The 12,285-nt window shown below is 68.3% G+C and carries 12 protein-coding genes; 7 read left to right on the top strand and 5 right to left on the bottom strand.

Going from position 1 to position 12,285, the window contains the following annotated elements; all coding sequences use genetic code 11:
* Positions 1-3: 3 nt before the first annotated feature.
* On the bottom strand, positions 4-1,161 hold the full coding sequence (gene glgA, locus AB0H42_RS21455; protein ID WP_357058349.1) for a glycogen synthase: 1,158 nt from the start codon (positions 1,159-1,161) through the stop codon (positions 4-6).
* 123 nt (positions 1,162-1,284) lie between these two features.
* Between glgA and glgC the strand changes: the two genes are divergently transcribed.
* Positions 1,285-2,499 (top strand): glucose-1-phosphate adenylyltransferase, encoded by a 1,215-nt coding sequence (glgC, locus tag AB0H42_RS21460; RefSeq protein WP_357058295.1) that lies wholly within the window; start codon positions 1,285-1,287, stop codon positions 2,497-2,499.
* A 56-nt stretch (positions 2,500-2,555) separates the two neighbouring features.
* On the opposite strand, the gene AB0H42_RS21465 is transcribed toward glgC, so the two are convergent.
* The 4 genes from AB0H42_RS21465 to AB0H42_RS21480 form a co-directional block, all read right to left on the bottom strand.
* Complete coding sequence (locus tag AB0H42_RS21465) at positions 2,556-4,211, bottom strand: ABC transporter permease (protein ID WP_357058296.1); 1,656 nt, start codon at positions 4,209-4,211, stop codon at positions 2,556-2,558.
* A complete protein-coding gene (locus AB0H42_RS21470; protein ID WP_357058298.1) occupies positions 4,208-5,128 on the bottom strand; it encodes an ABC transporter ATP-binding protein in 921 nt (306 codons plus the stop codon). The genes AB0H42_RS21465 and AB0H42_RS21470 overlap by 4 nt, the downstream gene beginning before the upstream one ends.
* A 77-nt stretch (positions 5,129-5,205) precedes the next feature.
* On the bottom strand, positions 5,206-5,976 hold the full coding sequence (locus tag AB0H42_RS21475; RefSeq protein ID WP_357058300.1) for a TetR family transcriptional regulator: 771 nt from the start codon (positions 5,974-5,976) through the stop codon (positions 5,206-5,208).
* Positions 5,977-6,366: 390 nt separating this feature from the next.
* Entirely contained in the window at positions 6,367-7,005 is a 639-nt protein-coding gene (locus AB0H42_RS21480; protein WP_355244272.1) for an O-methyltransferase, read from the bottom strand.
* A 527-nt stretch (positions 7,006-7,532) separates the two neighbouring features.
* Between AB0H42_RS21480 and sigE the strand changes: the two genes are divergently transcribed.
* From sigE to AB0H42_RS21510, 6 genes are all read left to right on the top strand, one after another.
* On the top strand, positions 7,533-8,117 hold the full coding sequence (gene sigE, locus AB0H42_RS21485; RefSeq protein ID WP_357058351.1) for an RNA polymerase sigma factor SigE: 585 nt from the start codon (positions 7,533-7,535) through the stop codon (positions 8,115-8,117).
* Positions 8,118-8,181: 64 nt separating this feature from the next.
* Positions 8,182-8,577: a hypothetical protein gene (locus AB0H42_RS21490; protein WP_357058302.1), complete on the top strand. Its 396-nt coding sequence runs from the start codon at positions 8,182-8,184 to the stop codon at positions 8,575-8,577.
* 94 nt (positions 8,578-8,671) lie between these two features.
* Entirely contained in the window at positions 8,672-10,132 is a 1,461-nt protein-coding gene (locus tag AB0H42_RS21495) for a trypsin-like peptidase domain-containing protein (protein ID WP_357058353.1), read from the top strand.
* Between the two features lie 33 nt (positions 10,133-10,165).
* Positions 10,166-10,582, top strand: a complete 417-nt coding sequence (gene tatB, locus AB0H42_RS21500; RefSeq protein ID WP_357058304.1) for a Sec-independent protein translocase protein TatB — start codon at positions 10,166-10,168, stop codon at positions 10,580-10,582.
* Between the two features lie 51 nt (positions 10,583-10,633).
* Positions 10,634-11,494, top strand: a complete 861-nt coding sequence (locus tag AB0H42_RS21505; protein WP_357058305.1) for a hypothetical protein — start codon at positions 10,634-10,636, stop codon at positions 11,492-11,494.
* Between the two features lie 241 nt (positions 11,495-11,735).
* Positions 11,736-12,257 carry a hypothetical protein gene (locus AB0H42_RS21510; protein WP_357058307.1) on the top strand — a complete coding sequence of 174 codons (522 nt, stop codon included), beginning with the start codon at positions 11,736-11,738 and terminating at the stop codon, positions 12,255-12,257.
* Positions 12,258-12,285 lie beyond the last annotated feature (28 nt).

The following is a 12,285-nucleotide window of genomic DNA, read 5'->3' on the forward strand; positions in this document are numbered from 1 at the left end:
GGCTCAGCGTTTACAGACGGCGTGGTATACGGCGAGGGTCTGCTCGGCGATCCGGTACCAGTCGAAATCGGCCCGGGCGCGGCGACGGCCGGCCGCGCCCAGTTCGGCCGCACGCGCCCGGTCCAGCGCCAGCTCGTTGATCGCGGCCGCCAGCGCGCGCTCGTAGGCGTCGGTCGCCCCCGCTTCGAAATGCACCAGCCGGCCGGTCCGCCCGTCCGTGACCACCTCGGGAATCCCGCCCACATCCGAGGCGATCACGGCGGTCGAACAGGCCATGGCCTCCAGGTTCACGATGCCCAGTGGTTCATAGACCGATGGGCAGACGAAAACTTCGGCCGCCGCCAGCAGCTGCCGGATCTGTTCGGTGGGCAGCATCTCCCGGACCCAGAACACATTGCCCCGGCGGCGGTGCAACCCGGACACGGCATTCGCGACCTCGGTCTCCAGTTCCGACGTGTCCGGCGCACCCGCACACAGAACGAGCTGGATCTCCGGATCGATCTCGCGCGCCGCGCCCAGCAGATGACCGACACCCTTCTGCCTGGTTATCCGTCCGACGAACACCGCCAGCGGCCGGTCCGCCCGTACACCGAGTTCGTCGAGGATTCGGCGGCTACCGGGCTCCGGCGGGCCGGGATGCCAGACGTCGGCGTCGATCCCGTTGCGCACGACGTGCACCCGGGTGGGATCCAGCGCGGGATAGGCGTCGAGTACGTCGCGGCGCATCCAGTCGCTCACCGCGATCACCGCGTCGGCGTGTTCGAGCGCATTGCGTTCCGACCAGGACGAGAGCCGGTATCCACCGCCCAGCTGTTCGGCTTTCCACGGTCGCCGCGGTTCCAGCGAATGGGTGGTGACCACGTGCGGGATCCCGTAGAGGGTGGCGGCCAGATGCCCCGCCAGGCCCGAATACCAGGTGTGCGAATGGACCACGTCGGCCGCGCCGACCGCGTCGGCCATCCGTAACTGTGCCGACATCATCCGGAGGGCGGGATTGGCGCCGTCGAGGGCCGGATCGGGTCCGTGCACCCGTGCGGTGTCGCGCGGTACTCCCATGCAGTGCACGGTCACCGCGCTCATCCGCCGTAACCGGGCCGCCAGTTCGGTCACGTGGACGCCCGCGCCCCCGTAGACCTCGGGTGGAAACTCTCGGGTCAGCATGGCCACCCGTAGCTCGTCGGCCGCGGACAACTCGGCCGCGCCGCTGGAACCGGAACTCACGAATTCACGGTAGCCGCCGAGCGGTCGACGCCCGCCGACCACCTCGTTCGGTAGTTTGGCACTGTGAGGAGCCAGCCGCACGTACTAGGAATCGTGCTCGCCGGTGGCGAGGGCAAGCGACTCTTTCCGTTGACCGCCGACCGGGCCAAGCCGGCCGTCCCCTTCGGCGGCGCCTACCGCCTCATCGACTTCGTGCTCAGCAATCTCGTCAATGCCGGTTTCCTCCGGATCTGTGTGCTCACCCAGTACAAATCGCATTCACTGGACCGGCATATCTCACAGACCTGGCGGCTGTCCGGTTTCGCCGGTGAATACATCACTCCGGTTCCCGCCCAGCAGCGACTCGGGCCGCGCTGGTATACCGGCAGTGCCGACGCCATCATGCAATCGCTGAATCTCATCTACGACGAGGATCCCGATTACATCGTGGTCTTCGGCGCCGATCACGTCTACCGGATGGACCCCGAACAGATGGTGGCCCACCATATCGACTCCGGGGCCGGGGTCACGGTGGCCGGTATCCGGGTGCCGCGCAGCGAGGCGGGCGCTTTCGGCTGTATCGATTCGGACGAATCCGGCCGCATAATCGGTTTCCTGGAGAAACCGGCGCATCCCCCCGGTATCCCCGACGACCCGAATTCGACCTTCGCCTCGATGGGCAACTATGTCTTCACCACCAAGGTGCTGGTGGATTCCATCAAGGCCGATGCCGAGGATTCCGATTCCGACCACGATATGGGTGGTGACATCATTCCCAGCCTGGTCTCGGCGAGTCAGGCGGCGGTCTACGATTTCGCCGACAACGAGGTGCCCGGCGCCACCGACCGCGACCGCGGTTACTGGCGCGATGTCGGCACCATCGACGCTTTCTACGAGGCCCATATGGACTTGGTGTCGGTGAACCCGGTGTTCAACCTCTACAACCGGCACTGGCCCATCCGGGGCGCCGCGGAAAATCTCCCGCCGGCGAAATTCGCGCGGGGCGGCCTGGCCCAGGAATCGATTGTCGGGGCGGGCAGCATCCTGTCCGCGGCGACCGTCCGCAGTTCGGTGCTCAGCGCCAATGTGATGATCGACGACGGGGCCACCGTCGAGGGCAGTGTGCTGATGCCCGGGGTACGGATCGGGCGGGGCGCGGTGGTCCGGCGGGCGATCCTGGACAAGAACGTCATGGTGTCCGAGGGCGAGATCATCGGCGTGGATTCCGAGCGCGACCGCTCCCGGTTCGCGATCAGCAACGGCGGTGTGGTGACCGTCGGCAAGGGCATCTGGGTCTGACCGATACGGCGGTGCCCCCTCCCGGCGGAAGGGGGCACCTCACGGACGGCGACAGTTCAGCGGACGTCGCGGCCCCGCACCCCGGCGAGTCCGGCCGCGAGCAGCACCGCGGCGATCACCGTGACCGCGACGACCGGAGTCGCGGTGAACTCCGATCCCGGCACCTTGGGTGCGTGACTGAACGGTTCCAGATCGCGGAACCACTGCGGCGCGCCGGAGAACGAACCGAGCAGGAACACCGCGATCGCGGCGGTGAGCAGTCCCCAGGCCACCGGAGTCCAGCGCGGCACCAGCCCGAACAGTGCCAGGGTCAGCCCGGCGAAGAACCAGATCGCCGGAAGCTGGATCAGCGCCGCGGCCACCACGCCGGGCAGTTCCCCGCCGATATCGTCCTTGGCGAGACCGTAGGCCACGCCACCGAGCAACCCGGCGGTCAGCATGATCACCACGGGACCGCCGAGCGCGAACGCCAGATGGCTACCGGCCCAGCGCAGCCGGCCGACGGCACCGCTGAGCACCGATTCGGCCTGGTGGCCGTTCTCTTCGCTGAACAACCGCAGTGTCGCCGAGACGGCGTATGCCGCGCCCGCGACCCCGAGCATGGTGAATGCGTAGGAGATGAATGAATCCTCGATCGATTCGGAGCCGCCCATCCGGGTGATCAGATCGCGCAGTGTCTCGTTCTCGGCGAAGCTGTCCCCGATACCCGCCACCACACTGCCGATCACCAGGCCGTAGAGACCGACCCCGATCGTCCAGGCCAGCAGTGTGCCGCGTTGCAGCCGCACCGCCAGGCCGAAGGGTCCGGCCAGGTCCGCACCCGCTGCCGGTGCCCCCAATCGTTCCGCGATGAGACCCGCACCGACATCGCGGCGGCGCAGTAGCGCGTAGGCGACGATCATCAGCACCACCAGCAGAGTCAGGTGCAGCGCGAGCACCCACCAGCGATCACCGGCGTACGGCCGCACCTGCAACGACCAGCCCTGCGGGGACAACCAGGTCAGCGGACTCACCGCGCCCGCCCCCGCCCGGGCGTCACCGATCGCCCGCAGGGTGAAGGTGACCGCGAGCACCGCGAACGCCAGCCCGCGGGCCAGCCGCGCGCCGGTGCAGACCTGCGCCGTCACCGCGGCCACGGCCGCGAACACCATGCCGGATCCGGCCAGCGCGAGCCCGAAGGCCAGCGATCCGCTCGCCGGGACCTCGGCCGCGGTCAGGCTCACCGCGCCGAGCAGTCCGGTGAGCAGTGAGCCGCCCAGCGCCAGGACGAGCGCGGCCGTCAGGTTCGCGTAGCGACCGACCGAGGTGGAGGCCAGGATCTCGCTGCGTCCCGTCTCTTCCTCGGCCCTGGTGTGCCGGATGACGGTGAGGATGGTGGCCACCGCGATCAAGGTGTGGAACATCCCGGCCTTCCAGATGCCCACCGCGCCGATCGAGGTGTTGTAGATCGGGCCGTACATCGCCACTTGCGCCGGGCTGGCCAGGATGGTGGCCGCGAAGGAGGCGCGATCGGCCGCGGTGGGATACACCGATTCGATACTGGCCACGTAGACCCCGCCCAGCGGCAGGGACAGCAGCAGAATCCACAGTGGCGCCACGATCCGGTCGCGGCGCAGGTACAGCCGCAGCAGCCGGGCGGTCCCGGTGAATGCGGTGCGGCCGGGACTCGTATGGAGCACGCTGTGCCGTGCCCCGGCGACGGCGGTCGTCATTTCCGCGCCTCTTCCAGCTCGCCGGCCTCCTGGCCGTTGATCGAGTAGTGCCGCATGAACAGCTCTTCGAGCGTCGGCGGACGGCTGGTCAGGCTGCTGACACCGGTATCGCCGAGGACGCGGATGAGTTCGGCCAGATGTTCGCCGTCGACCTGGCAGCGCAGTGTGTGGTCGTTCATGCTCACATCGGCCACCCCGGGCATGGCCGCGATATCACCGGGATCGCCGGTGAGTTCGGCGGTGATGGAGGTACGGCTCAGATGCCGCATGGACGACAGCGTGCCGCTCTCCACCGTGCGCCCGGACCGGATGATGGTGACCCGCTCGCACAGTGCCTCCACCTCCGAGAGGATATGACTGGACAGCAGCACCGTCGCCCCCCGCTCGGCCGCCTCGGCGACACATTCCCGGAACACCTGTTCCATCAGCGGGTCCAGGCCGGAGGTGGGCTCGTCCAGCAGCAGCAGCCGGGCGTGCGAGGAGAAAGCCGAGACCAGCGCGACCTTCTGGCGGTTGCCCTTGGAGTAGGTGCGCGCCTTCTTCCGGGGATCGAGTTCGTAGCGTTCGATCAGTTCGGCCCGGCGCGCGCTGTCGAGCCCACCGCGCATCGAGGCCAGCAGGTCGATGGTCTCGCCCCCGCTCAGCGACGGCCACAGGGTCACATCACCGGGCACGTACGCGATCTCGCGGTGCAGTGCCACCGCGTCCGCCCAGGGGTCACGCCCCAGCATCCGCACCTCACCGGAGGTGCGCGCCAGTAGGCCGAGCAGCACCCGGATGGTGGTGGACTTACCGGCTCCGTTGGGGCCCAGGAATCCGTGGACCTCGCCCTCGGACACTTCCAGGTCCAGTCCGTTCAGTGCCCGGACCTGACCGAAGTGTTTGTGCAGATCCCGGATCCGAATTGCCGAAATCATCGTGTCTCCTCGTGGGACAGAGATAGAGCGTTGATGGAAAGGTTTCGCCGGCGCGGCGGATCGGACGCCGCGCCGGCTCAGTGCGCATCGCCGGCGGTTCGTGCCGGCGACGGCGTTTCTGGTGGGTGTGCGGAGCCCGCCTCCGCTCCGGCGGCCGGCGCGGCCGCGCGGCCGGCGGTCGGTGCGTCCGGCGTCGGCGGTGTACCGTGCCCGGACCGGGCCGCGGTGTCGGCCAGGAGGGCGTCGAGCATGGTCGAGTCGGGCAGCAACCCTTCGGTGAAGATCTCCAGGGCGGGCAGCAGCATCTGGTCGCTGTACTCCCGCAGCGCCTGCCGGTAGTCGACCGCGCCCGCGGCTCCGGCACGCAGCTGGATGAACAGCAGCATGCCGCCGCCGTTGACGCTCGCCAGATAGCGTGACATCGCTTTGAGGTCCCGCGGCCGCCGGACGGCGCCGGAGGCGATACCGGCTTCCAGGTACTGCTCGACGTCCTCGACCATGTGCTCGAACATCGCTACCGCGAGGTCGCCACCGGCCTGGAAGCTGCGCATCACGTAGGCGATGATCGGGGCGAACTCCTCGATCTCGGCCAGCTGCTGCAGCAGATTCCCCGAGGACGGCCGGTTCATATAGCTCATCTTCGATTCGCGGATCACCGCGCGCACATGGTCGTCGCATTCACGCCGCAATCCATCCTTGGACCCGAAATGATGGTTGACCAGGCCGGGCGACACCCCTGCGGCCGCCGCGATGGCGCGTACACCGACCCCGAAGCCCGCCTCGCCGAACAGCACGAGGGCGGCATCCCGGATCCGGGCCCGCGTGTTCAGATCATCGCTTGAACGCATGTTCAATACGTTAAACACTTGTTTAATCATCGCGCAAGAGGCGGCACCGTAGAGATTCCGTAAAGACAACCCGCTCGGGCCCTGCACCTCGCACGGGAGACAAACGCAGCCGGACGTGGCCTTCGGCGCGTCGTGAATACAGGCGGAACAGACCGCCGGACGAGTACGGCCGGCGCGACCCGGCACCCTCATCAGCCGTCACCGTGGCGAGGCCTGCCCCGACGGCCTTGATGGAGTCGCCCCCAGGAACCCGTCGAGCACAACGACGGCATCGACCACTGCGACCCGGTTCAGGCCCGGCCCGCCTGCTGCGCCTTATCCTCGGCCGGGTACGGCCGGGAGCCCGATGGCGCGGAGGTCAGGGTGCGGCGGCCGGTACCGGCCGCGAGGCTAGCCCTTGGACGCGCAGAGCAACCCGTCGCCGAGCGGGATGAGCACGCTGGTCAGACCTGGATCCTCGGCCACGCACCGGGTGGCCGAACGCACCGCCTGGGTCGCCGCGTCACGATTCGCCGGATCCGGTACTCGGCCCCCGAGTAGCGCATTGTGCAGCAGGACCGCCCCGCCGGCCCGCAGCAACCGCACCGCCTCGGCGATGTACTGCGGGTGCTCGATCGGCGAGGCATCCAGGAACACCAGGTCGTAGGCACCGTCGGCCAGCCGCGGCAGCACGTCCAGCGCACGCCCGTTGATCAGCCGGGTCCGGGCGAGCGGGATATCGGCGGCCCGGAACGACTCCTTGGCCGCCCGCTGATGTTCGGGTTCGGAATCGATGGTGGTCAGCGTGCCGTCCTCGCGCATACCGTCGAGCAGCCACAATCCGCTGACCCCGGCACCGGTACCCACCTCGACCACCGCCCGCGCGTCCAGCAGTTGCGCGTACATGCTCAGTAGCGCGCCGACCGACGGCGGTACCGGAGCCACGCCCAGCTCGGTGGCCCGTTCGCGGGCGCTGACGAGTACCTCGTCCTCGACGACGGATTCCTCCACGTAGGCGAGATTGAGCTCCAGGTTCGATGCCACGCCCAAGAGGCTATGCCAAACGCGGCGATGCTGGTCGCAACATTCTCAGGTGTCCTTCAGGATCCCCATAAGCGCCCCACACCGGGAGGCGGAAGAGTGTGGGCTACGCAAGACCAGCCGACCGAGCGCATCGGACGGGAACAACGGAGTACCGACCCACCGTTGTACCCGATGAACCACGGCCCGAAGAACGGGCCGCGTATTCGAGCCTACGCCTCGGTCCCGATCAGGAGGTTGTCACCATCCACATGGTCGATGCGGCACGCGAGTCCGCCACCTTGCCCGAACTGCCCCGGGCCGACCGCTCGGCGACCCCCGCCGGGCACGGCCTGCCGGGGCCGGAGGAATTCGGCCCGCGGCCGTTTACCGGGCCGGATTCGGAGGTAGCCGCGCACCACGACCCGGTGACCGAAGACCCCGCTCCACCGGACGCCCTGATGGAGGTGCCCGATATGTCCATAACCGACGAGCGAGCCGAGGAATACGACGCCGCCCAGGCCGTGCTGGCCGATGCGCCGTCCGAGCTCGACAGCATGCTGCCGCTCACCGGCACCGCCGCCTTCGACGCCACCGGCGACCGCACCGTGATGCCGACCTGGGACGAACTGGTGCGCGAACACGCCGACCGGGTCTACCGGCTGGCCTACCGCCTCTCCGGTGACGCGCAGGACGCCGAGGATCTCACCCAGGAGACCTTCATCCGGGTATTCCGGTCCCTGTCGAACTACCAGCCCGGCACCTTCGAGGGCTGGCTACACCGCATCACCACCAACCTCTTCCTGGACATGGTCCGGCGGCGCAGCCGTATCCGGATGGAGGCGCTACCGGAGGACTACGACCGGGTACCCGCCGACGGCCCGGGGCCCGAGCAGGTCTTCCACGACGCCCGGCTCGATCCGGATCTGCAATCCGCGCTGGACTCGCTGGCTCCGGAGTTCCGCGCCGCGGTCGTGCTCTGCGATATCGAGGGACTGTCCTACGAGGAGATCGGCGCGACGCTCGGCGTGAAACTCGGCACAGTGCGCAGTCGAATCCATCGCGGCCGGCAGGCACTGCGCGAGTATCTTGCGCATAATGGAGTACAGGAGCGTTTCGCCGCCGAGGCGAGCTTCCGGTGATCCTGCGATCATGACGCCGGGATCACAGCAGTTTGTGATACCGGTCGGGAAGGATGGGCAGCGAATGAGTGGCGACTCCGAAACGCCCGGTCGTCGTTCCCCGCAGTTCCACTCCACCGAGCATCTGGCGAGCGAGGCAGTCGCCGCCTACGTCGATGGCGAACTGCGGATGAATCCCTACCTGCGTGCGGCCCAGCACCTTTCGGTGTGCCCGGAATGCGCGGCCGAGGTCGAGGCCCAGCAGCAGGCGCGGATCGCCCTGCGCCGCGCCTCCCAGGTCTCGATTCCCACCGGCCTGCACGACACACTGTCCCGCATTCCGCTCGCCGAACCACCCAGCGGCGCCCAATCACGGAATTCGGCCGGCAATCAGCGTAACGAGGCGGTATTCGGCTTCACGAGCCAATCTTTCTCGGCAACCTTCGACAGCTTCCGGTGGTCGGTGTGGTGGCGCAAGTAGAGTTTGCCGCGTGAGTTCCGAACCGACGCAGAATTCCCCTGCCGATAACGCTGATTCGGCGGATGAAAACGGCACAACGACCGACAACGGCACTCTGCGCCCGCCCGATGCGCCCGTGTTGGCTCCGCGGCCGGTCTATCGACCCCATGTGGACTCACATACCGCCAACGCCTTCCGCCGGCCCTCGGGTCATTCCGGATCCTTCGCCGCGCGCCCGCCCCGCCAGGACGCCGATCCCGCTACCCAGGTGGCCCCGAAGGGGCCGCCCCGCGCCGTGCTGGAGGAGGCTTTCGGCCGGCCACCCGGTTCCACCGAACCGCTCCAGCGTGATCCCGACGGCGGCAACGAGCGCGAACCGGTGGCCGGCCCGGCCGATCCCTGGCGCGATCCGGACTCGGCGGCCCGCCTGGGCGCTCCGGCAATCGCCACACCGGCCGCGCGCGATCTCCCGCGCGCCGAACAGCTCTCCGCCCGGCAGGTGCTCTTCGGGTCCCGGGTCGCCCCCAAGGCGCTGCTGGTGCTCGGTGCGATAGCGCTGGCGATAGGCCTGGTCGGCGGCCTGGTCGGCCGGCTGACCGCGGAAACCGCCTCGACCCTGACCTCCCGCAAGGTCAGTCTCGAACAGACCGACGGCGAGCAGCCGCACGGCCCGATCGCGCAGGTCGCCGACGCGGTACTGCCTTCGGTGGTGTCCATCCGCACCACGGTCGGCGACAACGGTGCCACCGGGTCCGGCGTGGTCATCGACGGCAACGGCTACATCGTCACCAACAACCACGTCATCTCCATGGCGGCGCAGGACCAGTCCGGGCGGGCCCGGATCCAGATCACCTTCTCCGACGGGACCCGGACACCGGCCGATATCGTGGGTCGCGACCCCAAGACCGATCTCGCGGTACTCAAGGTAGATGTGAAAAATCTCACTGTTGCACAGCTGGGCAAATCGGGTGACGTGCAAGTGGGAGACGCGGTGCTGGCCATCGGGTCCCCGCTGGGCCTGAGCAAAACCGTCACCTCCGGCATCGTGAGCGCGCTGCACCGCCCGGTGAAACTCGAGGGTGAGGGCAGCGACACCAAAGCGGTGATCGACGCGGTGCAGACCGACGCGTCGATCAACCCGGGCAATTCCGGTGGCGCGCTGGTGGACGCGGACGGCCGGGTCATCGGAATCAACACCGCCATCCGCAGCGAGAGCGGCGGTTCGGTGGGCCTCGGCTTCGCCATCCCGGTGGATCAGATGACCCAGGTCGCGCAGACCCTCATCCGCGACGGGTCGATCCATCACCCGATGATCGGGGTGAGCGCCCGGCAGAAAACCGTCGCCAACGAAGTCATGAGCGGTGCCGAGGTCGCCGATGTGCAGCCGGGCAGCCCGGCCGCGAACGCCGGCATCGTCGAAGGCGATGTGATCGTCCGGATCGGCGACCGTGAAGTCACCAATCCCGACGAACTGGTGGTGGCGGTTCAGATGAACAAGATCGGCCAGTCGGTGAACGTCCAGCTCATCCGGGAAGGCCGGCAGGTGGATATCCCGGTGACGCTGGCCTCCGACTGACCCGCTGGTCGCGGCGCCGGGTAGCCTGTAGGAGTGTTCAGCAGTATCGGGTGGGGCGAGATGCTCGTGCTACTCGTCGCCGCCCTCGTAATCCTCGGTCCGGAGCGCCTGCCCGGCGCCGCACGGTGGACTGCGCGCAGCCTGGGCCAACTTCGCGATTACGCCACCGGCGCGACATCGCAATTGCGGTCCGAACTCGGGCCCGAATTCGAGGAGCTGCGTAAGCCGCTCGCCGACCTCCAGGAATTGCGGGGTATGTCACCGCGTTCGGTGGTGACGAAACATCTTCTGAACGGCGATGATTCCCTTTTCAAGGATCTCGACGGCGCCCTGCCGGACAGCAAGAATGTGCTGGGGACACACAGCGGGATGCCAGACTACCCGATGCCCAAGCTGGATAAACCCTTGGAGCACAACGAACGTCCCCCGATCGATACCGACGCCACCTGAGCGTCAACCAGGCTAGACGCAGTTTACCGTCTCCCTGTCTAGACTTCGCACATGTCGGCCGATGACGTGGCGCGAATATTCGCGATCGAAGACAAAGTCGAGCGACTCAAGGCCGCCACCGAAGGTGTCGCAGCGGCTCAGCAGACCATCAACGAACTCACCCGGATTCGGCGCGCGGTGATCCGCGAGTTACACGCCGAGGGGTGGACTTTCGCGAGAATCGGTGCCGCAGCGGGCCTTTCCCGCGCCCGAATCCATCAGGTGAGCACTCAGGGCCCGGCGCCCGAAGGGTTGTTCTTCGGCCACGGGCCGCTGACCCTGCTGGTCCCGGATACCCGCGCGGGCAGGCTGATCGGCGCCCCGGACCCGGCAGCGGCGCCCCGGCTGGCCGAACAGCTACGGGAACTCGGCTTCACGGTCACCATCGAACCCTTCCCCCCGGGACGCCCGATCGACCTGCTCCGGGACGGCCTCATCGTGATCGGCGGCCCGGAACTGTCGCCGAGCCTGCGGCATCTCATCGCCGCCGACCCCCGCCTGCGCCGCGCCGTGGCGCGCCCCGGGGACGGCCGCCGCGGGATCGAGGATCGCGCCGCCCGGCGTATCTACCGGCCGGCCAGCCCGGAACCGCACGATATCGCGTATCTCGCACGGCTACCGCGCCCGGACGGCCGCGGTTCGATCCTGGTTCTCGACGGCCTGCACCCACCGGGTTCGCTCGGCGCGGTACGGCTGCTGGCCACCCGGCTGGCGACCCTGCACGAACGAGCCGCCAACCGCCGCTTCTCCGTACTGGTCGGCGTTCGTTACGAGCGCACCACCGGCGAACCCGTGGACGCCGATCTGCTCACCCCCGTCTATCTCCACGAACCGGTGGATTCCCGCCCCCAGGCGGTACGCCAGCGGCGCTGACCGCAACACCGCGCCGACCGCGAATGGCCGGCGGCCGATACCGCCGACACGCCGAAACACCGATAGCGACAGCGAATATTAGCTGGTCGAAGAATTGCTACTGTGGTGCGCAGTAGGCCGATTTCTATTACCGCGACCGGTTACCCGGGCCCGACGATTCGATAGCCATAGCATTACTCGGTACCCATGCGGTGCACCGTGGCGATTGTCGGCTCCGAAAAGATAATCCGTGGAGGCGCAGGTGAACGCGTTGATCATCCTGGCGGTGGCCCTGGTCGCGGTGGGCTTGCTGATCACTCTCGTCCTGTGGCTGCGCGCCCCACATTCCGCCGAAAGCGACTACGTGACAGTCGCCGAACTCCGCGCACGGCTCGAAAACGAACAGGAACCCGCCGAACAGGAAGCGGCCGAAGAGGAACCCACCGAAGAGGAGACGGCCGAAGAGCCCGGCGAAGACCGACCGGAAACCGGCGGAACAGGGGTCACACCGGAACCGGCGGACGACGCCGGCCGTCCCGCGGCAGCCGTCGTCACACCGCCCACGTCGACCGGCACCGGACCCGAAATTCCGGCCACCGCGGAATCCGCGCCCGGCACCGGCGGCGCCGAACCCGGAGCTTCCGGCCGGACAGCGAAGGAGGCCGGAGCCGAACCGCTCCCGGAAACCGAAGAACTCGGCAGCACGGCGAAGAAGCCCGGAGCCGAGCCGCCCCCGGAAGCCGGAGACCAACCACCGGCGGAAAAGCCGGGCCCGAAACTCTGACGCCGGCGGGCGCCGCGGGGCGGGCCCG

The organism is Nocardia sp. NPDC050799, assembly GCF_040654015.1.
Classification (GTDB): Bacteria; Actinomycetota; Actinomycetes; order Mycobacteriales; family Mycobacteriaceae; genus Nocardia.

Excerpts from the sequence above, each read along its gene's own strand:
- AB0H42_RS21465 (WP_357058296.1), bottom strand. The coding sequence starts at position 4,211 with ATGACGACCGCCGTCGCCGGGGCACGGCACAGCGTGCTCCATACGAGT.
- AB0H42_RS21490 (WP_357058302.1), top strand. The coding sequence starts at position 8,182 with ATGAGTGGCGACTCCGAAACGCCCGGTCGTCGTTCCCCGCAGTTCCAC.
- sigE (WP_357058351.1), top strand. The coding sequence starts at position 7,533 with ATGCTGCCGCTCACCGGCACCGCCGCCTTCGACGCCACCGGCGACCGC.
- AB0H42_RS21475 (WP_357058300.1), bottom strand. The coding sequence starts at position 5,976 with ATGCGTTCAAGCGATGATCTGAACACGCGGGCCCGGATCCGGGATGCC.
- AB0H42_RS21470 (WP_357058298.1), bottom strand. The coding sequence starts at position 5,128 with ATGATTTCGGCAATTCGGATCCGGGATCTGCACAAACACTTCGGTCAG.
- AB0H42_RS21505 (WP_357058305.1), top strand. The coding sequence starts at position 10,634 with ATGTCGGCCGATGACGTGGCGCGAATATTCGCGATCGAAGACAAAGTC.
- glgA (WP_357058349.1), bottom strand. The coding sequence starts at position 1,161 with ATGCTGACCCGAGAGTTTCCACCCGAGGTCTACGGGGGCGCGGGCGTC.